Source organism: uncultured Ruminococcus sp. (assembly GCF_934476685.1).
Lineage (GTDB): Bacteria > Bacillota > Clostridia > Oscillospirales > Ruminococcaceae > Hominimerdicola.
The window spans coordinates 73,002-97,572 of record NZ_CAKSNX010000009.1 but is presented as its reverse complement, the minus strand read 5'-3'; the positions used below and the strand labels follow the sequence as shown (position 1 = coordinate 97,572).

The following is a 24,571-nucleotide window of genomic DNA, read 5'->3' as shown; positions in this document are numbered from 1 at the left end:
CGCGGTTTTGTCAAGTGCTTTTCAGGCTTTTTTTCAATCCCGCTCTTTTTTTAGAAGCTCTATATCCGCTGCCCTCTTAGACAGCTTATTTATTATATCACTTCAGGTCCAGATTGTCAACTCTTTTTTGACATTTTTCGCAGATTTGTTGTGTTTCTCTTTTAGTTTTCATTATCGTTTGATTTTTTTGTATTTTTTGCACAACTTAGAGTATTTTCATTATTATAGGATAAACTACAAGTACAAATTCACAGGAGGTTATCTTATGAAAACAAGATCAAGATATTTTCTTACTATCTCTATTATAGTATCCGCTTTTGCGCTGCTGCTTACATTTATTTCTCTGGTCACTCCAATAGACGAGCCTGCCATATCCTCTCTAGGTTCAAGCGGCAAGGAAGTTACCGCTATACAGGAGCGTTTAAAAGAGCGTGGTTTATTCAACGACAGTGTAACAGGTTACTATGGAGAAAAGACACGAAAGGCTGTACTAGCTTTTCAAAAGCAGCAAGGTATATCACAGACAGGCACAGCAGGTCCACAGACTTTGAAGGCACTTGGCATATCCGTAGGCACTATCCCCTCAGCGACGGAGGCTAACATCAATCTGCTTGCAAGAATAATTTCAGCTGAGTCAAGAGGTGAGCCTTACGTTGGACAGGTAGCGGTGGGTGCAGTTATTCTCAACCGCATAGAACACCCCTCTTTCCCTGACAGTCTTTCAGGGGTAATTTATCAGAATGGAGCTTTCACCGCCATAGTTGACGGACAATTCAACGAGCCAGTTTCAGACTCTGCATACAACGCAGCAAGAGATGCTTTAAACGGCTGGGATCCGACAGGCGGCTGCATATACTATTACAATCCAGCCAAGACGTCCAACGCATTCATGCACTCTCGCCCGACCGTCACCGTCATCGGCAGCCACCGCTTCTGCAATTAGTCCTCGGGCGGACGGCTCGGTTCGGGACACTCGCAAGCTCGCTGTCTGCTGTCGGGTCTTTTACTTTCGTGCTCGGAAGAAACCGAGATATATCTTTTACTGAAACCCACTTTGTCACAATCTTATCTCGGCTTTTCACGCTCTCACACAAACCATAAACACCAAACAAAGAAAAAAGCAACCACAAACCCTCAAACGCACAAGGCAAGTTTTAGGATCAACCCCTTTTCCAAAAGGGGTTGCTAGGGTTCAAAGGGGACAGCGTCCCCTTGTCGCTCCCGCAGGAGCGAAACTCCCCCACAGCGTGAGCTCCGCATAGGGTGAATTTGAAAATAGTCCAGCGGACTGTTTTCAAAGAGGGGCATGCCCTGCGATAGAGGGCTGCCCCTTACTCGCCTCACGCACAAACTCCCCCGCAAGGGCTTGCCCCTTGCGACCTCACCAGTCGGGTGTCCTCGGGCGGACGGCTCGGTTCGTGACACTCGCAAGCTCGCTGTCTGCGGTGCGGTCTTTTACTTTTGCGCTCGGAAGAAACCGAGATATGACTTTTACTTGAACCGACTTTGATGAGGTCTTGTTTTGGCTCTTTTGGGCTTGATGCGCTCTAATGAAGATTTTTTCTCAATGTTTGCGTAAGGGTGACCTTTGGTCGCCCGTTCCCACTACCCCGACTATACTAAACCCATATCACGATTTTATGCAGTTTAATGTTTCAACAAATGAAGCTTTTACTCCCCAGTTCACATTTATCAAAATTATCTTATACTATATAAAGAAAGAGAGGCGATTAAATCACCTCTCTTTTATAGTATCTCTTTGTAACCTAGTCAACAAGATAATACTTATTGAGCTTTGTCTTGAATATTTCCGTGAGTATGTTAGCCGTAACAACAGCCGCCGCAACAGAAATAAATATCGTCAGAAAAACTTTCATTCCCTTGCTCATGATTCAACCTCCCCGTGATAATGTACGGTCATTTTTTTCTTATTAATAGTATACTACATAACCGCAGAAAATTCAACCCCATTCAGAAATAATCCATCACTTCAATAACATTCTTTTTTTGCGAAAATGCAATGCAGGTTTATCACTCGTTCTGACTATTATAAAAGTGTTTATATCAATGCTGCTTTTTGGTATAACCAAACGTATAGATCATACCACATTGGTTAGTCTAGTGCAACCGATTTTCACACTTTATTGACAATATGTTTTTTGAACATTTTGTCAGAACTGTTCCATATTTCATAAAAGTTGCATTATCGGAAAATATGTGTTATAATAACTACTGATTGGATAAATCGGATAATTGGAAAATAACAAAAATCAGATCCATGTATTTAATAAGGATAAATTGAGGATAATCAATATGGCTCAACAGAAACAACAAAGCAGCTACCGAAAGCTGTTTTCCAATACGCTGGTATTTGCGATCGGCTCATTCAGCTCAAAGGTGCTTGTGCTGCTTCTTATACCTATTTATACGTCTTATCTCTCCACAGCTGAGCTTGGAGTTACCGATGTTCTTACTCAGATCGCCAACTGGATAATCCCGCTGGTGACTATGACCATAACCGAGGCGATAATCCGTTTCGGTCTTGACCGTGCCTACGATAAGAAAAGCGTTTTCACCATAGGAAATATGGTCTGCGCATTCGGTCTTGCCGTTTTCGGTATAATACTTCCCCTAGTCGATCTTACAGGACTGGCGGATAAGTATATCGGCGGTTACGCAATGCTGCTGTTCTTATATGTTCTTATGTCCAGCATCAAATCGCTTTATACCACCTTTGTCCGTGCTATGGAGCGTGTGCGGCTTTTCGCCGTCGCTGGTATCGTGGCAACATTCTTCACCCTGTTCTTTACGGCAATGTTCTATATGGTGCTGCCGTCCAGTTTTCTCGGTGAAGGCACAGGCATAGAAAAATATCTTCTTGCCACTATCCTTTCCGACTTTATCACAACTATTTTTGTAACTTTTCGTGCAAAGCTTTGGAAATATATCGACTTCCGTCATATCGACAGGGAAATGCTCCACACAATGCTCCAGTATTCTGTGCCGCTTATCCCCGCTCAGCTGCTTTGGCTCATAACAAACAGCTCTGACTCATTTATGACCACTCACTACCTCGGTTCTGCAAGCAACGGTATACTTTCCGCAGCTTACAAGATACCGAATATCGTTGCCACCGTTTACCTTATGTTCGGTCAGGCATGGAATATGTCAGCGATAACAGAAAATGATTCTGAGGACAGAGATAAGTTCTATGAAAATGTCTTTGACTTCAATCAGAGCCTTCTTTATATCCTTGCAGGCGGATGTATGCTTATTATCCAGCCGCTCACTAATATAATGATAGGCGAAAACTTCCGTGAATGTGTAAGATATTCACCGCTGCTCATATATTCCACTATCTTTTCCTGTTTTACCACCTTCATGGGTTCTATCTATCTCGCAACAAAGGAAACAAAGCGTTCACTTTTCACAAGCCTTGTTTCAGGCGTTGTAAATGTAGGACTGAACGTTATCCTTATCCCAAGAATAGGTCTTTATGGTCCTGCTATCTCCACCGTCACAAGCTATATCGCCGTTTTTGCTATCCGTGCATACGACTCACGAAAGCTTGTGCCGTTCAGGATAAACTACCGCAAGCTTGCCGCAAGCAACGCTGTGCTGCTTGTAATGCTCGGTATCCTGCTTGCTGAACCGCACCTTTCAAAAAAGCCGCTGCTTTATCTGCTGCTTTTTGCACTTTTCTGCGTTGTATTCGTACTCAATATCAAAGCCGTCACAAGCATACTTTACAGAATACTTCCGAGAAGCATTGCCGACAGGATATCCTCGCTCAGCACAAAGACGCTTGCCATAGGAACTGCCGCTTTGGTAGTATTCGTCGCACTCAATGTGCTGCTTAAATTTATCCCTCTGTATATCCTGCTTATCGCAGGGGTGCTTTACGGCATACAGAAGAATAAAAAGCTTGTGTATATCTGCTGTGCGCTGGGATTTTCACTGCTGTTCGCTTTCCTTACAAGATGGGATCTTTTCTTTGCGGCTCTGCTCGCAATGTCCGTATTCCCTCTTGTGAAATACAGAAAATTCTCCTGCATACTATTTACAGTGATAACAACAGATATCTTCCTCAGCGTTTGCGTAAATCCATGGCTGGGCATATTTGTCGCTCTGCTGGAAATACTTGCAATGAGCATCGTATACAGAAATATCATCATCGAGGCCGCAAAGGGATATGTAAGAAACGGCTTCGACAGACAGGCTTTTGTAAGCAATATGAAAGCCAAAGTGAAAAAGAATATCAGTTCACTGAAAAAATAATGGAAATAATGAATATAGAAAGCTGCCGCAAGGTATGCTTTTTATACATATAAAATCTACTGCTGGGAGGCAATTTTTATGGCAGAACTTAAATTTGAGATCGTTGAACACATCGGTGTTCTTTCCGAAAATGCAAAAGGCTGGACAAAGGAGCTTAACAAGGTTTCATGGAACGAGCGTCCTGCAAAATACGATCTGAGAGAATGGAGTCCGGACCACGCAAGAATGGGTAAGGGCATCACACTCACCGATGAGGATATCGAGGCTCTGAGATCACTCCTCAACGGTGAAGAGGACGACATCGACGAGGAGAACTTCGTCTGATACCTTTTCCGCAAAATCAACAAACCTATTAAACCGCACAAAATTCTTCGGAAATTTGTGCGGTTTTTCACAAATGGCAATATTCTTTAACAAAATGTAAAAGTTCACTTAACTGTTAAATCATCACTGAATGTTCATAAGGATTTAACATATATTTGCTATAATTTGCAGGAACAAAGGCAGCAGCCGGCTGTTATGCGGTGCTGTCACCTTAATATCTATGAAATTTTAAACTATATTCGGAGGAATTCATTAAAATGGAGCAGCACGGAATAAGCAAGCTTGACCTGAAAAGGCGAAACAGAATGCAGGTCCTTAAAATACTCAAGCAGAGAGGACCTACTTCCAGAATAGATATAGCAGGCACTTTGGAGCTTACAAGAGCCGCTGTAACTATCATTACAAATGAAATGATCGAGCAGGGCATAATTCAGGAGATCGGCGAATACAAGCACGTTACCGAAAAAGCCCCAAGAGGAAGAAAGAAGATCCTTATCGACATCAACCACCATTACAAGTTCGTTATCGGTGTAACTATCGAAGAGGACGTTGTGAGCGTGGGACTTTCCACCCTTGCAGGCGCAGTGCTTGACAAGCGTAACCTTGCCACAGACCTTGATACAGATTATAAGACAATATTTGATTTTACAGAGAAATCTATCCACGAGGTACTTGCAGACAACTGTCTTGACAAGAACTCTATCCTCGGCATAGGCTTCGGTATTTTCCCTACTATGTATGAAAAGCTTGGCATAGAGGTCACAGACGGCGTTCCTAATTACAGCAAGCTCAAAGCTACCATAAAGGAATACACCGAACTTCCGCTGGTGTTCGACAACTCCGTAAAGGGTACTGCTATGGCTAATATCGACTTCCTGAAGAGCAAAGACCCTAACAGACACAATATAGCTTTCCTCCAGTACGGAAACACCATGCACTTCGTTGTTACAAACCTTAACGACCCTATCGTTTCATATGATAACAGAACGAACTTCGTTGATAAAATGATAATCAACCCTAACAGCGGAAAGACCTGTGAGCTTTGCGGAAGAAAGGGCTGCGTTGAGAGTGAGATAACTCCTGCCGCAACTATGGCAAAGCTTAAAGCAGTATACTCCCCTGACTCTGCACCGTTCCTCTACGAGGCTTCAAGAGGTGTGTTTGAGGACGTAAACAGGGATATGATACTCACAGCTTACGAAAAGGGTGACCCTGCCGTAAAGAAGATACTCGACAACGAGATCAGACTTACCGCTGTGCTTATCAACAACCTTTACTTCTCAACAAATCCGCAGAAGATAGTCCTTCATCATTTTGAGATAGGTGAGGACAGCGATTTCACTCTTATCAGAAAGGCAATAAACGAAATAGGCGGCTCACTGGTAGCAAGCAAGATCGAAGCTTCTATCATTGAAGACAAGCATCGTTTCCTTTCAGGCTGCGCCCTTGCAATAAGAGAGCTTTTCTTCAACAGAGGCGGCTTTGACACTAATAACTGATAACAATTTATATAGCCATAAAACAAAAATTCCGCTGGGATAACTCAGCGGAATTTTTTTCGTTTATTTTTTATTATAATATGTTTCTGTGTTTTATATAAATTTACCCCTGCAAGGTCTGCTTTTTTACCTCTGCCGCAAGGAAAAGCGAGCCGCATATAAGATTCAATCCGTCAGGGTTCGATGACTGCATGACCGTCACCGCCGACATTATGCCGTAAGGCGCAGCCTCAGCTTTTCCGCCTAAAGAATTTATTATCTCGGCAAGCTTGTTTTTATCCTCCGCACGTTCTGAAAATCCGTCTACGGTCACAAAGCTGTCCACAACAGGTATAAGCTTTGATACCGCACCGGCAATGTTCTTGTCCCTGCACATACCTATGACCGCCTTTACAGGCTTTTTGCCGCAGCCTGCAATAAGTTCAGCCAGAGCGGAAAGTCCGTCTGGGTTGTGCGCCCCGTCAAGTATGGTCAGCGGATAGCTGCATATAGCCTCTGTCCTGCCGATAAGACGTGCCTCTGAAATGCCCTTGAAAACATTCTCAAAAGTTATCCCAAGCTGCTCCTTGATAAGCTCTGCCCCCTCTATGACCGTCAGAGCGTTCATTATCTGATGCTCTCCGCCCATAGCGGTGGAATATATGCCGCCGTTGTATTCAAATTCACTTCCGTAAAGTCCGCATGAAAATATCTTTACTGCCTCTGCGTCGGGTACAACAAGCTTAGCAGACTTTTCCGCAGCAGTATCGGTTATTACCTTTACAGCCGCCTCTGCATTTCCTGCGCTCATTACACACGGCACACCATGCTTTATTATGCCTGCTTTCTGTGCGGCTATCTCCTCCAGAGTATCCCCAAGCACAGCCATATGATCGTAATCCACAGAGCCTATGACCGTCAGCATAGGATCTTTTATAACGTTCGTGCAGTCGAGCAGACCGCCCACACCTGTTTCCAAAACCACTACATCGCAGCCCTGCTGTGCAAAGTACATAAATGCAATAGTCTGCGTCACCTCGAACTGAGAATAACCCTCGTCACCGTTTTCGGCTATTATATCCTTTACCTTCTCAGCCAGTTCGGCAAGATCCTTTTCAGGGATATTTTTTCCGTTTATCCTTATTCTATCCGCATATTCAAGCATATAGGGCGAAGTAAAAAGACCCGTTTTAAGTCCTGCATCGGTGAAAATACAGCTGAACATCTGCGCCATAGAGCCTTTTCCGTTTGTCCCTGCAATATGCACGAACTTAAGGCTGTCCTGCGGATCACCCGCCGCAGAAAGCAGCTTTTTTATCCTCGAAAGATCCTTTACAGGACTTCCCGAATGTGAAAATGTCATAATATAATCTACTGCGCTGCCGCTGCTGTTTTCAAACATAACCCTAGCTCCTTTGTATATCAGTTCATTTCGTCTATGACCTTTTTTATCTCCTCAGCCGTTTCCACGCTCACGCCTGCGGTCTGTTTTATGTCCATAACATCTGCCTTTTTCAGATTTTCCTTTGTCTTGAAAGCCGTAATAAGCTTCTGCGCCTTTTTCTCGCCTACCCCCTTTACAGTTGTAAGTTCAAGGCTGAATGCGCTTTTATTACGCTTTGACCGCTGATAGGTTATGGCTACTCTATGCACCTCGTCCTGTATCTCTGTAACAAGATTAAATGCGCTCCTGCTCTTGACTATGGATATCTCGCCGTCACCTGTGGCAATGGCTCTTGTGCGGTGCTTATCGTCCTTTACAAGTCCATACATCGGCACATTTATATTCATCTTTTTCAACACAGGTCTTATGGCATTGACATGACCGTTTCCGCCGTCCAGCAATATAAGGTCGGGCAGAGTGGAAAATCCCTCGTCCGTTTTCTCATAGTAGTTTCTGAATCTGCGCTCAATGACCTCTTGCATACAAGCGTAGTCATTCTGCTCCTCCACAGTTTTTATGGAAAACTTCTTATAGAATTTCCTGCATGGTCTGCCGTTCTCAAAAACCACCATACCAGCCACCATATTTGCAGACGCAAGGTTTGAAATATCGTAACATTCGATAAATCTCGGCGGCTTAGGCATATTCAAAGCCTTTGCAAGCTCCTCCAGACCAGCCACTTCCCTGCCAGTCCGTCCCACCTTGACCGAAATAAATTCGTTGGCATTGCTCTTTGCAAGAGTCGTCAGCCGCAAAAGATGACCTTTTTTCGGCACACTTATCTTTATTGCATGACCGTACTTTTCCCTCAGATACTGCTCGATTATCTCCCTGTTCTCTATTTCCTCATCAAGCAGGATAGTTTTCGGAGCGTCCTCCTTGCTGAGATAAAAGCTCATCAGGAAATCCTCCAGCATCTTGCCTGAATCCTCTTTTTCGCCAAGGAAGTAATCCGCCTTGTCCACAAGCCTGCCGCCACGGTACATTATAACACTTGCGCAGGCTACCTCAATATTCTGCGACACCGCAATTATATCGCAGTCGGGGATAGTTTCGTCTATTATCTTCTGATTTTCTGCAGCCTTTTTTATAGCCGCTATCCTGTCCCTCAGCTTTGCGGCAAGCTCGAACTGCAAATTCTCCGCAGCCTCTTCCATCTGTGCCGTAAGTCTTTCCACCGACTGTGCAGAACCGTTCTGTATATAGTCCACAGCCTGCGCCACAGTATCCCTGTATTCCTCCTGAGAGAACTCCCCAGTACACACGCCCATACAGCGCTTTATATGATAGTTAAGGCAAGGTCTTGCCTTTTTGAAATCCCTCGGAAAAACTCTCGTGCAGGTCGGCAGCTTAAACACCTTGTTTGCCTCCTCCACCGCCTGCTTTACCGCATACGAACTCATATACGGTCCAATATACTCCGCCGTATCATCAAACTTCTGAAGCACAGCCTGAAGCCTTGGAAAAGGCTCGTCCGTCACTCTTATATAGCTGTACCCCTTATCGTCCTTCAGCAGGATATTATACTTAGGCGTATGGAGCTTTATCAGCGAACATTCCAGCACAAGCGCCTCGAACTCCGAATCCGTCACAATGAACTCATAGTCATTGACATTAGAAACCATTTTCCACACCTTCGGCAGATGATCCTGCCCCTTGCGGAAATATGACGTTACACGATTTTTCAGATTTTTCGCCTTGCCTATATAAATTATCTTCCCTGTTTTGTCCTTCATTATATAGCAGCCGGGAGATGTTGTAAGCTTTGATGTCTTATCCCGCAGATACGGAAGTCTTGGATTATTCTCTTCGGTAATATACATTGCGATGCTCCTCATCAGCTTTTACAAACAAAAATATATACAAAAAAATCCTCCGCATTACTGCGAAGGATTCAACCATTCGGTTGGAGGCGCCACCCAGATTTGAACTGGGGATCAGGGTGTTGCAGACCCACGCCTTACCACTTGGCTATAGCGCCTGGAGCGGATTACGAGGCTCGAACTCGCTACCTCCACCTTGGCAAGGTGGCGCTCTACCAGATGAGCTAAATCCGCAAATGGTGCTTCCGAGTGGAATTGAACCACCGACACGGGGATTTTCAGTCCCCTGCTCTACCGACTGAGCTACAGAAGCATTTCCTGCTTTTGCAACTGTTTTAGTATATGCAGGACATAAACTGAATATTCCAAAAAAGTGGCGACCGGAATGGGGCTCGAACCCACGACCTCTAGCGTGACAGGCTAGCGTTCTAACCAACTGAACTACCCGGCCATATAAAGCGGATCAAATGATCCGCTTGGTGGAAACAATAGGGCTCGAACCTATGACCCTCTGCTTGTAAGGCAGATGCTCTCCCAGCTGAGCTATGCTTCCAAATTCTTATCGCCGCCGTTCGCTCTGTATTCTGTACATCTCTCTCAGCGACGATATTTATTATACACTATTCAGGCGCATTTGTCAAGTGCTTTTTTGAGATTTTTTTATTTTTTCTCAAAAAAATATTTTCAGGCATTCTCTTCGCCCGATTTTCCGCCATTTGCGGCTGCTTTGCTAAGCTCGGTTATCTCTTCGGAAGTGAAATGATACACCTTATCGCAGAAATTGCACTTTACATCTGTGCCGCCGTCCTTAGCTATATCCTCCAGCTGCTCCCTGCCCAAAGATACAAGGACCCTCTCCGTCCTCTCTCTTGAACAGTCACACTTATAGTTTACCTCAAAATCGTCCAGTACATTCGGCTCAAGTCCGTCAAGCGCCATAAGAGCAATATCCTCGCAGCTCTTACCCTCTTCCATAAGCTTTGTCACCGACTGCATCTTTGTTATGTTCTGCTCTATCTGCGTGATAACCTCGTCGCTTGCAAAAGGCAGCACCTGAATAAGAAATCCGCCTGCATTCTTAACCGACAGATCGCTGTTCACAAGCACACCAAGCGCACATACACTGGGTACCTGCTCGCTGACAGCAAGGTAATTTGTTATGTCCTCTGCTATCTCGCCCGAAACGATAGGAACCTGACCGCAGTAAGGCTCTTTAAGACCCATATCCTTTATTACGCTCAGAGTTCCCTCTGTGCCGACTGCTCCCCTTACGTCAAGCTTTCCTGCGCTGTTTGCAGGTATCTCCACAACAGGGTTCATAACGTCCGCCTTGACGTTGCCGTAGCTGTCTGCAACGCATATCATCATTCCCGCAGGGCCATCTCCGTCAAGTCTTACTGTAATAGTATCATCCTTGCCCTTTAAACCGAATCCCATAAGAGATGTGCCGAGCGCAAGTCTGCCCAGCGCAGCCGTTACCACTGCGGAGGGCTTGTGTATCTCTTCTATTCTTGCAGCAATATCCTTTCCGTCAATGGCGCTGCATACCACTGATGCGTCCTTTGCTATCGCTCTTACAATTCTGCCCATTTTGTATTACCTCTTTATCTTGCTGATCTTCTGCATACATAAAGCACCCTCTGACTATTGTCATTCACAGGGTTTTCCGAAAAATCATCATACTTTCCGATTATCTCAAAATCATTCTTTTTAAGCTCTTCATCGACCTGTTCGCTGTCAAAAACTATCTCCCTGAAACTTTCAGTGAAACGCTCATAGCTGCCGTTTTCCTTTTCCTCAAAGAAATCCAGCGTTATCTGCACACTTCCGTCCTCAGAAAGTTCGTTCTGCCATGCACAGAAAAGCCCCTCCATATCATAGCAGAAGCTGTTGTTTCCCAGCACCTCCCGATGCTTGTACGGCGTATTCATATCAAAAATAAACAGTCCGCCGTCACAGGTGAACATAGACACACGCTCAAAAGTCCTGCACAGATCCTCAAAGCTGCCAAGATGATTAAGGCTGTCCAGCACACAAACTATAACGTCCGCCGCACCCATAAGGTCAAGTTCTCTCATATCCTGACAAAGGTAGCTTACATCAAGCTCCCTGTCATACTTTTTTTCAAGAGCCTCTTCCAGCATATCCTGCGACAGATCCACGCCGATAACATCATATCCGAGCTTATAAAACCTCTCGCTCAGATTTCCCGTACCGCAGGCAAGGTCAACGATGACCTCATTTTCTGCGCTGTATTTCTTTATAAATCCGTCAATGAGCGAACATATCCCGTCATAGTCTACTTCGCTCTGGAGTTTGTCATAGAACCATGCGAACTTATTGTAAGCAGAACTGCCTGCGCCGCCGCTCATTATTCAGACTTCTCCTTATCGTTTTCCTTATCTTTCTTGTCTAGCTTATCAAAAACGATATTATATCCGCCGCTTCCGTCATATGAAAGTGATCTGTTCACACGGCTGATAGTTGCCGTTGACGCACCGGTCTCCTTGACGATATCACTGTAAACGTGGTTTTCCATAAGCATTTTAGCTACCTGAAATCTCTGTGAAAATGACTTCAGTTCAGGTATAGTGCAAAGATCTTTAAAGAACAGTCTGCACTCGTCCACAGTTTCAAGACAAAGCACAGCCTCGTAAAGATCGTCCAGATTTTTTATCTCAAGCTTTTCTCTCATAATAAAAAACTCCTCTGCATAAGGTTGTTGTTTCATATTGTAAAGTGTTAAACTATGATAATATTTTAGCACATTACAGTCCAAATGTAAAGGAGTATATTGAATATTTTATGTGAATAAAGAAATTTATTTATCTATTTATCTCTGTTAGGTGTAAGAAAACCGCCGAAAGGATTTTCCTCATCATTTTCTTCTGCGTCCGCTGAGATCTCCTCGCTTTCGTCCTCGTCGAAGTCCTCACCATAGGAAGGATCTTCATCATACTCCTGCTCGGAATACTGCTCCGCTTCCTCGGCAAGCTCTTCTATTATCCCTCTGACTTCTTCAACACCCTCGCCCGTAACTGTTGAAAACGGTATGCAGGTTATGTCGTCAAAGCATGGTATCTCCGTGCGGAAAGCCTCCATTCTCGCCTTTCTCGCAGTAGGTTTAAGCTTGTCCGCCTTTGTGAGGATAATAACAAACGGTATCTCGCAGTCGATAAGATAATCTATCATCTGTATATCGTCCTTGCTCGGAGCGTGGCGCATATCTATAAGCTGGAACACCAGCGCAAGATCACGCTCGCCGTCGCCGAGATATCCGCCTATAAGATCTCCCCACTTTGATTTTTCCGACTTTGAAACGTTCGCATAGCCATATCCGGGAAGATCGACTATATACACATTCTCCAGTGAAAAGAAGTTTATCGTAACCGTCTTTCCAGGTACAGAGCTTACTCTCGCCAGATTTTTTCTGTTGAAAAGCTTGTTTATAAGCGAGGATTTTCCCACGTTGGATCTGCCCGAAAAAGCAAATTCGGGACGCTCCGACTTTGGTATCTGATTGAATTTGCCGTATGATGTGACAAATTCCGCCTTATTATAGTTCATTTTTCCTCCGATCATTCCATTGTTGTCTGTCAAACAGTGAGCTTTGCTCTGTGGACTTTATTTGTTCCAAGCATTTCGAGAGGAACATTTCCCGCACTGCTGTCCTTGCCGTTATTGTCATGCACAAGAGCGTTATCAAGAACATCAGATATCCTCTCAGCGAAAATGAACTCCAGACCAAGCTTTACAGCCTCGTCTATCTCGTCCATATCGCCACGGTTAGCCGCAGGTACTATAACAGTTTTTACACCAGCCTTGTAAGCCGCCATTGTCTTTTCCCTAAGTCCGCCGATAGGCAGAACTCTTCCTGTCAAAGTGATCTCGCCCGTCATTGCAACGTCAGAGCGCACCTTTATACCGCTGAGAGCCGAAACGATAGCCGTTATCATCGTAACACCTGCTGAAGGACCGTCCTTCGGTACTGCCCCCTCTGGAGCGTGTATATGTATATCCTTTTTCTCGTAGAAGTCCTTGTCAATGCCGTATTTGTCCGCAATGCTCCTGCAATAGCTTACTGCGATCTTAGCCGACTCCTTCATTACGTCGCCAAGCGAACCTGTAAGCTCTATCTTGCCCTTGCCGTCAAGCACCAGCACCTCCAGCGGCATAAGCACACCGCCAACAGATGTCCAAGCAAGACCATTTACACAGCCAACGCTGTCCTTATCTGCCACCAGATCAGGCTGGAACTTCTCATGACCGAGATAGTCAGGTATATTTGCCGCCTTGAAAGTAACACGCTTTACCTCGTTCTGAACTATCTCCTTTGCAGCCTTTCTGCAAAGCGAACCGATAGCACGTTCAAGGTTTCTTACGCCTGCCTCACGGGTATAACCGTCAATAAGCTTGTATATACCGTCGTTTGTTATCCTCATCATGCTTGCAGTCATACCATTCTTGGCAAGCTGCTTTTTGATAAGATGTTCCTTTGCGATATGGAACTTCTCTTCTCTCGTATAGCTAGACAGCTCAATGACCTCCATACGGTCTAAAAGCGGCGCAGCCACAGTATCAAGTGTATTTGCAGTAGTTATGAACAGCACACGGCTGAGATCGAAAGGAACTTCCGTATAGTGATCTCTGAACGCATTGTTCTGCTCGCTGTCCAGCACCTCAAGCATAGCAGATGACGGATCTCCTCTGAAATCATTGCTCATCTTGTCTATCTCGTCAAGGAGCATAACAGGATTGCTTGAACCTGCCTGTTTCATAGCAGTGATTATACGTCCCGGCATTGCGCCAACATATGTTTTTCTGTGACCCCTTATGTCGCTTTCGTCCTTTACACCGCCAAGAGAAACTCTGACGAACTTTCTTCCCAGTGCAGATGCCACCGACTTAGCAACAGAAGTCTTACCAACTCCCGGAGGGCCAACGAGGCAGATTATCTGTCCCTTTATATCAGGCGACAGTGCTCTTACAGAAAGATTTTCAAGTATACGTTCCTTGACCTTCTTCATACCGTAATGATCTCTGTCAAGTATCTTCTGCGCCTTTGCAACATTAGTTGTGTCCTCTGTATAAACTCCCCACGGCAGTCCGAGTACAGTATCGAGATAACCTCTTATGACCACAGCCTCCTGCGACATGGAAGCCATTTTTGAAAGGCGCTTTACCTCATCTCTCAGCTTGTTCTTTATTTCCTCATCAGCTCTGATTATCTCTATCTTTGCATAGTATTTAACTATCTCATTTTCGTCCGAACCGTCGGGATTTCCTTCACCCAGTTCAGCCTGCAAAGCCTTTATCTGCTCTCTGATATAATACTCACGCTGACCGTCCTCTATCTGGCTCTGAACCTGCTCATGTATCTGCTTTTCGAGAGAAAGAACATCTATCTCCTTTGCGAGTATAGTCATCATTCTCACAAGCTTTTCGCCAGCCGATGATGCCTCCAACAGCGACTGTCTGTCAAGGAAATTCAGCGGGATATTGAACGCAAGGCTCTCAAAAACTTCTTTTGCCGTCTTTGCTCCCATTACAGCAGAGTATATCTCCTGCGGCATTTTCGGAAGTATTTTTGCAAGCTCTTCAAAAGCGGAGCGTATCTCTCTTATAACAGCCTCTATCTCTACCTCGTCAAGCTTTTCAGGAGAATAATTCGGCATTCTCTTTACCTCAGCTTCATAGCAGTCGCTGTTCTCATAGAAATGCACCAGTTTCGCCTTGCTTACGCCCTCTACAAGGCATCTGTAAATGCCGTTAGGGGTAGTCACGATCTGCTTTATTACAGCCACCGTGCCTATCTTGTACATATCCTTTTTAGTCGGTCTTTCAACGTTTACGTCCTGCTGTGCGCAGAGGAAAACATATCCCTCGCCGTCACGGGCATTTATCATGCTTTTTATAGTCATTTCCCTGCCCACGTCAAAATGCACCGTCATACCTGGGAACACCACAAGATCCCTTGTCGGGATCATAGGCATAACATTTCCCGATTCGTTTATATCTATCTTATCTTTTCTATCTTTCATAAAACCTCCTGCCGCCGTAAAGACGCAGGAAACTGCCTCCTTTATATGTAAAATAACTCATCTGCTTTATGCATCTAAGGCAGAGCCGCCATACGATCCTCCCTTAGTTACACAATTATATCATAACCTGCGTTCTATTGCAAGTGCAGACAATGCAGTGACACAAACATCACAATATTTTTTCAAAAGATTACAAAAAGAGGTACCCTGAAAGGATACCTCTAATTTATCAGATATTAGTCAGAAACGTATGGAAGAAGCGCTACATGACGAGCTCTCTTGATTGCTGATGTGAGCTCTCTCTGGTGGTATGCGCATGTGCCTGTTACACGACGTGGGAGGATCTTTGCTCTCTCTGTCATGCACTTTCTGAGCTTTGCGATATCCTTGTAATCGATCTTTTCAGCTCTGTCTACGCAGAACATACAAACCTTCTTACGACCTCTCTTAGCAGGTCTGCCGGAATTTCTTTCCTTCTCCATGATTATTTTCCCTCCTTGCAGGAATATTTACATTAAGTTCAATTAATTAGATCAGAATGGTACACCGTCATCGCTGAGAACTTCTTCAAAATCCGCAAGATTGCCTATCGACAATGCATCGTTTGAAGGAGCGCCGCCATAACTTGGATTATTGTTCTGTGCGGGTGCAGACTGCTGATAGCCGCCCTGCTGGTATCCGCCGTTGTTCTGCTGATACCCTCCGTTATTCTGATAACCGCCGTTTCCGTAGTTATTTGAATAATTTCCGCCGTTCTGCTTAGGTTCGCCTGTAAATGAAACTGAATCAACGAAGACTTCCGTCACATAATGCTTTGTGCCGTTCTTGTCATCGTAGGTCCTTGTTCTGAGGTTGCCCTCAATAGCGATCATTCTGCCTTTGCCGAAATATCTTCCGATAAATTCAGCCTGCTGGCGCCATGCCACGCAGTTGATAAAGTCAGTCTGTCTTTCCTCGCCCTGTCTTGCATAGCTTCTGTCCACAGCTATTGTGAATGAAAGCACAGCAGTACCGTTCTGAGTCTGTCTTACCTCAAGATCCTGTGTGATCCTGCCCATTAAAATAACTCTGTTAAGCATAACTTTACCTTTCCGATCTGCGGTATCCACCGCCTGTTAAACCGCTTACTTTACTGTAACTAAGAAACGAATAACACCGTCTGTAATCTTGAGGATTCTCTCAAGCTCAGCAGGGAAATCAGTCTTACTTGTGAATGTCCACAGAACGTAAGTACCCTCTGTTTCATAGTTAATAGCATAAGCCAGCTTACGCTTGCCCCAGTTGCTAAGCTCAACATCTGTTGCGTTAGCCTCGATCAGTGCGTTGAACTTTTCTGTAAGTGCCTTTACGCCCTCTTCATCAAGCTTGGAGCTGAAAATAACCATTGCTTCATATGACTCATTGATCTTTGCCATTATCTTTGCACCTCCTTCTGGATTTCGCCTGTATAAAATACAAGCAAGGATTAACTTAATTATTATAACACAGCTACCCCCCTCTGTCAACAGCGGGCTCGTCTGCAATAATTAACATTTTGTAAATTTTACATCAGCCTTTTGATAAGCATTGTCGCACCCATAGTTATTACCATATAAAGAGTAAAACCGACAATAACGTTTATCCATGAAACTCCGCCCTTTTCGGCAATAGCCTGTTCAGGAGTTTTTCCGCCCACATTTTCATCATTGCGGATATCGGTTATATCCTTTTTCGCCTGCTTATAGTACAGATAGTTTGCATACATTCCGGCAAGCACTTTAAGTCCCAGCGTTATATAAGACGCTGCCTCGTACATTACAGTAAAGCTCTGTGACTTGAAATTTATGCCCATATCGAGCTTCATTCCGTACACACCCGAACCGAGTCCGTAGATCATAGTCGGGATACTGAGAATGCTGAAAAGCAGCACAGCGATTATTCCCCATGGTTTCATTTTCCTGTACAGGAAGTATACTTCTGGGAAAAGGAACGCTGCAAAATTCAGCGAGGCTTTTTTGCCAAACTTGCCGAATCTTATAAAATTCGACAGCATACCAAGCGGATTAGGACCGACATATTTTGCATAGTCCCCAAGCTTTACTCCGTCGATATCGGAATTCTGATCGAACATAACTCTGCCCATCTGAGGCTGAGCGCCCATTTGTCCGCCGAATCCCATAAAATCATTTTGCTGACCGTTCTGCTCTCCGTCTACGCCGCCTGTTCTTCCGTCAGCGGTATTGAAAGGCACATCCTGCTCAGGATTTTTCATCAGCGGAGTACCGCACTTTTCGCAGAACAGCTTTTCCGGAGTATTCTCATATCCGCATCTTATGCATCTGATATTCTCCCGCTCCTCATTTTCGGACGAAAAATCAGTCTCATCTTCCTGCCATGACTGACCTGTTTCGTGGAGCTGTTCATTTATACATTTGCCTTCCTTTTCGTAACACGCTCTGTGATAAGGCGTACCGCAGTCTGCGCAGACAACAACATCGTCGTTATCGGTAAAGACCTCGCCGCAGGAAAAGCATTTTGAACCTGTATATTTACCCATTTCTGTATCCTTTCAGTTTTTTAATTTTCATTTAATTGTATTATAGCACATATTTTATTTAATTGCTATACTTTTTCTCACTTTTTTCTTTACTTTTCACAAAAAAAGTTTTATAATATAATATACGATAAAATTGTGATCACAAGGAGAAAATAATATGGTATTTTTAGAAAATCTCAGGTCAGAGCTTGAAGCCTGCCGTCCTGCCGTAAAAGAGATACATGACGTTTACGACATTGACAACTGTGCTGAGAAAATAGAGGAGCTTCACGAGAAAGCTGCCGAACCGGGTTTCTGGGACGACCTTGAAAAGTCGCAGGAGGTACTCCAGCAGACAAGAAATCTTGAAAGCAAGGTAGAACGATACAACAAATTCAAATCATCATTTGAAGACATAGAAGTTATGCTGGAAATGGCAGCAGAAGAGGACGAGGACACTCAGGCTGAAATGACAGAAGAGATACAAGCTGAGATAACAAAGCTGAAAGAGGGACTTGATGCCGCTTCACTCGAAACTCTTCTCACAGGCGAGTATGACCATAATAACGCTATTTTAAACTTCCATGCCGGAGCAGGCGGAACAGAGGCTCAGGACTGGACGGAAATGCTTATAAGAATGTACACAAAGTGGGCAGACTCCCACGGTTTCAAGGCAAAAACCCTTGACATTCTTGAAGGCAGTGACGCAGGCATAAAGAGCTGTTCAATGATAATTGAGGGTGAAAACGCATACGGTTATCTCAAGAGCGAATCTGGCATACACAGACTTGTAAGAATTTCCCCATTCGACAGTTCAGGAAGCCGACACACATCATTCTCAGCGGTAGAGGTAATGCCTGAGCTTGATGACAAGATAGAAGTAGACATTCGTCCAGAGGACATTGAAATGGAAGTTTACAGAGCCAGTGGTGCGGGCGGACAGCACATCAACAAGACTTCATCAGCCGTAAGACTTATCCACAAGCCGACAGGAATAGTAACGGCTTGTCAGACACAGCGTTCGCAGTTCCAGAACAAGGAATACGCTTTGAAGATGCTGAAAGCAAAGCTCATTGAGATCAAGGAGCGTGAGCATCTTGAAAAGATAGAGGACATCAAGGGTGTACAGAAAGAGATCGCATGGGGTGCTCAGATACGTTCATATGTATTTATGCCATACACTCTAGTTAAGGATCACAGGACAGGTTTTGAATACAACAATGTTAATGCAGTAATGGACGGTGATCTTGACGGTTTCATCAACGCCTACCTCAAAGCCCTCTCCCTAGGCGAAATAGAGTCCTAGTCCTCGCCGGACGGGGTAATTCGGGACGCTCGGTCCTCGGGCGGACGGCTCTATTCGGGACGCTCGGCAAGCTCACTGTCGGCTGTGCGGACTTTTCATTTTGCTCTCGGAAGAAGCTGAGTGCTGACTTTTACTGAAAGTCCTCGGGCGGACGGCTCTATTCGGGGCGCTCGACAAGCTCGCTGTCTGCGGTTGGGGCTGTTACTTTGCGTTCGGAAGAAACGGAGTGCAAGATTTTTACCAAAACCAGCTTTGACGAGGTCTTGTAGTGGATTTTTCGGTTTGGTTAGGTTTTATCTTGACTATTTAATTTGATATTTCTTAGGGGCGGTCTTTGACCGCCTCTTATTATGTGTTTTTTTAATAAAATAGAATGATGTAAAATTATATGCAATATAATTGAATTTGAACTGCTATAACAAGGTGTTATTATTGTATGGCTTTTCATTTGCCAATAAATAAAGGGTGGTAAAAATGAATACCACCCTTGTTTTCTTGCTATTGCTAATTATAAGAAATAGAATTTATTATACAAAACTAAAATTGTTGTATATAGTTGCCTGCTTAAAAACACGCTTGCTTAACGCCAAACGTAAAAAAGCCTATCCAAAACCTAATTAAATATAGTTTGTGCAAAAGCTGGCGACATCAGGTCGCCCCTACGCAAACTTTGAAAAAAGCATATAAAATCTAATCAATTTTTTCCTAAGTAAAAGCCATATCTCCGTTTCTTCCGAGCGCAAATGAAAAGCCTTGACCGCAGACAGCGAGCTTGCCGAGTGTCCCGAATAGAGCCGTCCGCCCGAGGACCGAGCGTCCCGAATCACCCCGTCCGGTGAGGACCTAGGAGATGGTTTTGCCTTTGTGACGGGATTTTTTCTCTTTGACAGGAGTTTCTTCTGCCGCCCTGTCCTCAAAAACAGCCTCTTCAGGAGCAATGGTCTTGTATGCGAACTCAGGGTTCTCTTCACCCCTCTGATCGTAGTAAGGCTGAATAACGTGCTTTCTTATGATCGGATAACAGTTAAAGCATGATATAAATGCAATAAACGTAAGCGGGAAGAAAGGCACAATAAAGAATGTGTATGGCATAAAAAGATATACCATCATTATAACTATCAGCGTCGCTATAAGCGTCCAAAGCGACTGCTTTATTCCTATGCTCACAAGGAAAAGCGAGTTTTTCAGTATCTGCTTCATGGTCAGATTTGTCGAGCATATCATCAGATAAATGTAAAAATGCATCATGTAGAATGTCAGCATACACGCAAGACACAGCACAAAAGGAATGTACATCATCGAGTTCTGCGCAGCAAGCTGCTTGTATACAGGTATTCCTACAAGAAATCCCATTGAGAAAACAACGTCGATCGTACCCATTGCAATGCCCTGCTTGAAATTCTTCTTGAAAGAATCCCAGAAATCATGCAGTACAAAAGACGGTCTTTCCTGCGAAAAATTTCTTGCGACTTTTGTCATTCCCGCCGTTGCAGGTCCGACTATCACAGACGGAACAGCCAGCACCAGCCATACAGGGTTTGCCGTCATAAGCAGCAGAACGACCATTGCTATCAGCGGTATGCAGAAAAGAAAATATATAAAGTTCAGCTGCATAAGCTTCCACATATGCCTGCCGTAAACCTCCCAGAACTTGAAAAAGCCTTTTTTCTCATGGGGAGTTTTAAGCACTCCGCCGCCCTTTGAATCGTAATTTCCGAATAAAGACATTTAGATACTCCTTAATTTTAAACTTCAGTAAAGCCATATCGTCAGCCGAAATGACCGATAAAAAGATAGCTGCATAAACAGTCCGCTCCTGCCGCAGCCGCAAGCGCCGCCTCCAGCACCATAAATTTTGTCCCGTAAAGCTTGACCGTTTCCGCAAGTCCGTTTTCTGCCCTGTCCGAAAGGGATATCCCAAGATATACCCCCGAAAGCGACATCGCCTCACGAACCGCTATAACAACTGCCAGAGTTGATATCACCGCCCCAGGCAGGATAAGTCCCATTGCATATGGCACAGAGGATCTTCCGTATGTGCCGTAAAGCTGCGAAAGGGTAAGTCCTATGCCCATTCCCCTGAACACAAGCAGAGCAAGTTCCGCAGGCTGTCCCAAAGGACAAAGTCCGCACAGAAAAGCCGCCGCAAGAAAGATCGTTGTCCCTGTGAGCGAACCTGTCAGTATCTGACTATGATCCATTTCCGCCCTAGACTTTATAAAATCCGACTGCGTAAGACTAAGCTTGTACAGAAAATCAGCATTTGAACAGCAGTAAGCTATCGTTCCCAGCAGCACACCCATAAGCACCGCACCACACAGAAAAGCGAAAAATCCTTTTCTGTAAACAAGATCCGTCTGCCCGTATTTAAGCGGCTGCATACTTTTTACACTCTGCATAATTATCACTCCCTGTGAAAAATATATGCATACCGAGCGTAAAAAATACTATAAAACTATTTTATTTTGAAAGCTCGTAAGCTCTCTTTGTGCAAGCCTTGCAGCATTCTTCAACAGTTTCGGAAAGCTTGCCCTCACGAAGCTTTTCAAGTCCCGCAATAGTTGTGCCGCCCTTTGATGAAACCATTGTGATAAGTTCGTCGATAGTTTTTCCGCTGTCGGTTATCATCTTTGCCGAGCCAACAAGTGACTTTGCAAAAAGAGTTTTCGCCACATCTTCACCGATGCCGACGCTCTTTGCATAATCAACGAAAGCCTGTGCGTAAAGATAGATAAAAGCAGGAGAAGAGCCGTTTATAGCGATTATCTCCTTCATCTTGTCCTTTGCAATGACAGCATACTCGCCGCATGAGCCGAAAATGCTGCAAACAAGCTCAAATTCTTCATCTGAAACAGAATCGGAACGTGACAAAGCTGTTGCACCCTCGCCCAGCAGGAGAGGTGTGTTCGGCATAACGAGAACGACCTTTGCGCCCTCAACTGTTTTTGAGGCGATATATTCGTCGGTGATACCTGCGCAGATAGAAACTATAACTGTATCCTTTGTAACAGTTCCTGCGATCTCATCAAGCACTTCATCAAGCTGCTGAGGCTTGATAGCAAGGAAAACATAGCCGCACTTTTCTACGACTTCTGCCGCAGAACCGCACTTTACAGCTGAAAACTCATCAAGGCGGTCAAGGATAGGAGCATAAACATCAAAAGCATGAAGTCTGATCTTATCATTCATAGAAGAACCTGCTATGCCCTTCATAATGGCATAGCCCATATTTCCCGCACCGATAAAACCAACATTTATCATTATAAACAGAACCTTTCATATTAGGAATTATATTTTTAATTATACTACATATTGCGCCGAATTGCAAGCATTTCACCTATTTTTCACATATAAAGCGGCGGAACGCACATCTGCATCCCGCCGCTTGTATCTTATGTATATAGATTTTTCACTCTATCCTATGCTGCGCTCTTTGCATGACCGAACTGCGATCTTACCTTTTCATAGGCAAATTTTATTGCAGGCAGGAAGAGCATAAGCAGAACCAGATCCACAGGGAGCTGCACAAGGTTCTTTATAACTCTCGGCACACAGTATGCTGCAAAACCGCTTATGCCGTCGGCAGTAAGGTTCGTTATGCCGAAATTCTTGTTGACATAAAGAGTATAAAGGAAATAGGAGTTAAGTCCGATATTGCAGAACAGTATTACCGCTGTTCTTGCTGCGGCTATCCTTATCATAGAAACCATTTTCTTGTTATTAAAGTCGCATTTGTAAAGCAGGCAGCCGTAGATTATTCCCGAAATTATTACTACCATAGCAAGCTGAGGGCTGTACGCTCTAGGTGACTTATTCTGCACAAGGTATCCGATAAAGTCAAGCAGAAATGTTGACATTCCGCATACCACCGGCCCGTAAAGCATACCTATCGTGCAGGTAGCAAGGAACGTAAAACCTATTCTCAGGTCAGGCGTTATTTCAATGGAAAATGTTCTGATAGCAAACGCCAGCGCTATCAGTATTCCTGTGGTGGTGAGAGTTCTGATATCTTTCAGCGATTTGAAAGAGTCAGAAAACATTTTGAAAAAGCTCTTCATATAAATTCCTCCTTTTCTGATATGCGAGCCTGTCGCTTTGTGCATAACGGAGCGGTCTTTGTCTGCATATGGCAAACAAAAAACAGCATAACACGACCTCCTGCGGTTTGTGTTATGCTGCTTATGAAAAGCTTCAATTACACATTCAGCGGGATGCGAAAACCGAACCGCAAAGGTTTTGCCTTTTTCGTCCCGGCAGCAACTCCCCGTCTGCCGAACACTTAACGCTCGATCTTCTACTCTGTATATGTCAGGTCCTTACGGACGAAACATCAAAATGTCAATTAGAATGCAGTCTTGTTAAGGATATCGTAAAGCTCATCCTCGAAAGGCTTCTTCATTGAGAGAGCTTCCTGAATATCTACATCATAGATCTTGTTGTTCTTCATGCCAACAACTCTGTTGCCTATTCCCTGTTCGAGAAGTTCAACAGCGTGATAGCCCATCTGAGTAGCAACAACTCTATCTCTTACTGTCGGAGAGCCGCCTCTCTGAACGTGACCGAGGATAGTAGCTCTTGACTCGATACCTGTAAGATCCTGAAGAGTTCTTGTGATGTATTCTGTCTTGCCAACGCCTTCTGCAACAACAATGATGAAGTGAGTCTTGCCTGACTTCTTTGTTTCCTGCATCTTCTTAGCGATAGCATTAAGGTCATATTCCTTCTCAGGTGTGATAACAGCCTCTGCACCTACTGCTGCACCAACATTGATAGCAATATAGCCTGCACCTCTGCCCATTACCTCAACAACAGAACATCTGTCGTGTGACTGTGCAGTATCTCTGATCTTGTCGATCATTTCCATAGCTGTATTCATAGCTGTATCGTAACCGATAGTATATTCTGTGCATGAAATATCGTTGTCGATAGTTCCGGGCAGACCGATGCATGGGATACCCTGTGCTGAAAGGTCAGCTGCGCCTCTGAATGAACCGTCGCCGCCGATAACTACGATACCGTCAAGACCCATTTCAAGACACTTATCTCTGCCCTTCTTAACGCCTTCGATATCTCTGAACTCAGGACATCTTGCTGTATAGAGAACTGTACCGCCTCTCTGGATGATACCGGAAACGCTTCTAGCGTTCATTGGGATAACTTCTCCGTTGAGAAGTCCGTTATATCCTCTGCGGATACCTACTACTTCCATTCCCTTCTGAAGACCGGCTCTGCAAACTGCTCTGACAGCAGCGTTCATTCCCGGAGCATCTCCTCCGCTAGTCAATACACCGATTTTCTTTGCCATTGTATATACCTCCAAATCAGGCGAAAAGCTTGATCCATAAGTTCAAATGCTCAGCCG

At 44.4% G+C, this 24,571-nt stretch carries 22 protein-coding genes, 5 tRNA genes and 1 riboswitch; of the genes, 5 read left to right on the top strand and 22 right to left on the bottom strand.

The annotated features are described in order from the left end of the window. The first annotated feature begins 265 nt into the window (after positions 1-265). Positions 266-943 (top strand): spore cortex-lytic enzyme, encoded by a 678-nt coding sequence (gene sleB, locus Q0E19_RS09430; protein WP_294409208.1) that lies wholly within the window; start codon positions 266-268, stop codon positions 941-943. Positions 944-1,766: 823 nt separating this feature from the next. On the opposite strand, the gene Q0E19_RS09425 is transcribed toward sleB, so the two are convergent. Beyond that, complete coding sequence (locus tag Q0E19_RS09425) at positions 1,767-1,889, bottom strand: hypothetical protein (protein ID WP_294409207.1); 123 nt, start codon at positions 1,887-1,889, stop codon at positions 1,767-1,769. 424 nt (positions 1,890-2,313) lie between these two features. On the opposite strand from Q0E19_RS09425, the gene Q0E19_RS09420 reads away from it, so the two are divergent. From Q0E19_RS09420 to Q0E19_RS09410, 3 genes are all read left to right on the top strand, one after another. After that, a complete protein-coding gene (locus tag Q0E19_RS09420; protein ID WP_294409206.1) occupies positions 2,314-4,278 on the top strand; it encodes a polysaccharide biosynthesis C-terminal domain-containing protein in 1,965 nt (654 codons plus the stop codon). 78 nt (positions 4,279-4,356) lie between these two features. Continuing rightward, positions 4,357-4,602, top strand: a complete 246-nt coding sequence (locus tag Q0E19_RS09415; RefSeq protein WP_294409203.1) for a YdbC family protein — start codon at positions 4,357-4,359, stop codon at positions 4,600-4,602. A 257-nt stretch (positions 4,603-4,859) separates the two neighbouring features. Further along, on the top strand, positions 4,860-6,101 hold the full coding sequence (locus Q0E19_RS09410) for an ROK family transcriptional regulator (protein WP_294409201.1): 1,242 nt from the start codon (positions 4,860-4,862) through the stop codon (positions 6,099-6,101). A 103-nt stretch (positions 6,102-6,204) separates the two neighbouring features. On the opposite strand, the gene Q0E19_RS09405 is transcribed toward Q0E19_RS09410, so the two are convergent. The 16 genes from Q0E19_RS09405 to Q0E19_RS09330 form a co-directional block, all read right to left on the bottom strand. Beyond that, a complete protein-coding gene (locus tag Q0E19_RS09405) occupies positions 6,205-7,482 on the bottom strand; it encodes a folylpolyglutamate synthase/dihydrofolate synthase family protein (RefSeq protein ID WP_294409198.1) in 1,278 nt (425 codons plus the stop codon). Between the two features lie 20 nt (positions 7,483-7,502). Further along, entirely contained in the window at positions 7,503-9,347 is a 1,845-nt protein-coding gene (uvrC, locus tag Q0E19_RS09400) for an excinuclease ABC subunit UvrC (RefSeq protein WP_294409195.1), read from the bottom strand. A gap of 84 nt (positions 9,348-9,431) precedes the next feature. Beyond that, a tRNA-Cys gene (locus Q0E19_RS09395) sits at positions 9,432-9,505 on the bottom strand. Next, a tRNA-Gly gene (locus Q0E19_RS09390) sits at positions 9,506-9,581 on the bottom strand. 3 nt (positions 9,582-9,584) lie between these two features. Continuing rightward, positions 9,585-9,660 (bottom strand) — tRNA-Phe (locus Q0E19_RS09385). A 61-nt stretch (positions 9,661-9,721) separates the two neighbouring features. Then, a tRNA-Asp gene (locus Q0E19_RS09380) sits at positions 9,722-9,798 on the bottom strand. 26 nt (positions 9,799-9,824) lie between these two features. Further along, positions 9,825-9,900 (bottom strand) — tRNA-Val (locus Q0E19_RS09375). Between the two features lie 131 nt (positions 9,901-10,031). Further along, the gene (gene hslO, locus Q0E19_RS09370) at positions 10,032-10,937 is read right to left on the bottom strand and encodes an Hsp33 family molecular chaperone HslO (RefSeq protein ID WP_294409190.1); all 906 of its coding nucleotides are present in this window, start codon (positions 10,935-10,937) and stop codon (positions 10,032-10,034) included. A gap of 14 nt (positions 10,938-10,951) precedes the next feature. After that, a complete protein-coding gene (locus tag Q0E19_RS09365) occupies positions 10,952-11,719 on the bottom strand; it encodes a class I SAM-dependent methyltransferase (RefSeq protein ID WP_294409189.1) in 768 nt (255 codons plus the stop codon). After that, positions 11,719-12,042, bottom strand: a complete 324-nt coding sequence (locus Q0E19_RS09360; protein ID WP_294409187.1) for a YerC/YecD family TrpR-related protein — start codon at positions 12,040-12,042, stop codon at positions 11,719-11,721. The genes Q0E19_RS09365 and Q0E19_RS09360 overlap by 1 nt, the downstream gene beginning before the upstream one ends. Positions 12,043-12,176: 134 nt before the next feature. Beyond that, positions 12,177-12,914 (bottom strand): ribosome biogenesis GTP-binding protein YihA/YsxC, encoded by a 738-nt coding sequence (gene yihA / locus Q0E19_RS09355; protein WP_365904937.1) that lies wholly within the window; start codon positions 12,912-12,914, stop codon positions 12,177-12,179. A gap of 29 nt (positions 12,915-12,943) precedes the next feature. Continuing rightward, positions 12,944-15,388 carry an endopeptidase La gene (gene lon, locus Q0E19_RS09350; protein ID WP_294409186.1) on the bottom strand — a complete coding sequence of 815 codons (2,445 nt, stop codon included), beginning with the start codon at positions 15,386-15,388 and terminating at the stop codon, positions 12,944-12,946. A gap of 236 nt (positions 15,389-15,624) precedes the next feature. After that, complete coding sequence (gene rpsR / locus Q0E19_RS09345) at positions 15,625-15,870, bottom strand: 30S ribosomal protein S18 (protein ID WP_294409184.1); 246 nt, start codon at positions 15,868-15,870, stop codon at positions 15,625-15,627. Between the two features lie 51 nt (positions 15,871-15,921). Next, the gene (locus Q0E19_RS09340; RefSeq protein ID WP_294409182.1) at positions 15,922-16,467 is read right to left on the bottom strand and encodes a single-stranded DNA-binding protein; all 546 of its coding nucleotides are present in this window, start codon (positions 16,465-16,467) and stop codon (positions 15,922-15,924) included. A 45-nt stretch (positions 16,468-16,512) separates the two neighbouring features. Continuing rightward, entirely contained in the window at positions 16,513-16,803 is a 291-nt protein-coding gene (gene rpsF, locus Q0E19_RS09335; RefSeq protein ID WP_294409181.1) for a 30S ribosomal protein S6, read from the bottom strand. Positions 16,804-16,931: 128 nt separating this feature from the next. Then, complete coding sequence (locus tag Q0E19_RS09330) at positions 16,932-17,924, bottom strand: RING finger protein (protein ID WP_294409180.1); 993 nt, start codon at positions 17,922-17,924, stop codon at positions 16,932-16,934. 157 nt (positions 17,925-18,081) lie between these two features. On the opposite strand from Q0E19_RS09330, the gene prfB reads away from it, so the two are divergent. After that, positions 18,082-19,209 carry a peptide chain release factor 2 gene (prfB, locus tag Q0E19_RS09325; RefSeq protein WP_294409176.1) on the top strand — a complete coding sequence of 376 codons (1,128 nt, stop codon included), beginning with the start codon at positions 18,082-18,084 and terminating at the stop codon, positions 19,207-19,209. Between the two features lie 843 nt (positions 19,210-20,052). Here prfB and Q0E19_RS09320 read toward each other — a convergent pair. The 5 genes from Q0E19_RS09320 to pfkA all read right to left on the bottom strand — a co-directional run bounded on the left by Q0E19_RS09320 (position 20,053) and on the right by pfkA (position 24,514). Continuing rightward, complete coding sequence (locus tag Q0E19_RS09320) at positions 20,053-20,937, bottom strand: DUF624 domain-containing protein (RefSeq protein WP_294409174.1); 885 nt, start codon at positions 20,935-20,937, stop codon at positions 20,053-20,055. Positions 20,938-20,978: 41 nt separating this feature from the next. Continuing rightward, positions 20,979-21,608 carry a hypothetical protein gene (locus Q0E19_RS09315; protein ID WP_294409172.1) on the bottom strand — a complete coding sequence of 210 codons (630 nt, stop codon included), beginning with the start codon at positions 21,606-21,608 and terminating at the stop codon, positions 20,979-20,981. Between the two features lie 61 nt (positions 21,609-21,669). Continuing rightward, positions 21,670-22,470: a pyrroline-5-carboxylate reductase gene (proC, locus tag Q0E19_RS09310; protein ID WP_294409171.1), complete on the bottom strand. Its 801-nt coding sequence runs from the start codon at positions 22,468-22,470 to the stop codon at positions 21,670-21,672. Positions 22,471-22,628: 158 nt separating this feature from the next. Next, the gene (locus Q0E19_RS09305; protein WP_294409169.1) at positions 22,629-23,267 is read right to left on the bottom strand and encodes a folate family ECF transporter S component; all 639 of its coding nucleotides are present in this window, start codon (positions 23,265-23,267) and stop codon (positions 22,629-22,631) included. 144 nt (positions 23,268-23,411) lie between these two features. Next, positions 23,412-23,513: riboswitch (THF riboswitch) on the bottom strand. Between the two features lie 38 nt (positions 23,514-23,551). After that, positions 23,552-24,514: a 6-phosphofructokinase gene (gene pfkA, locus Q0E19_RS09300; RefSeq protein WP_294409165.1), complete on the bottom strand. Its 963-nt coding sequence runs from the start codon at positions 24,512-24,514 to the stop codon at positions 23,552-23,554. Positions 24,515-24,571 lie beyond the last annotated feature (57 nt).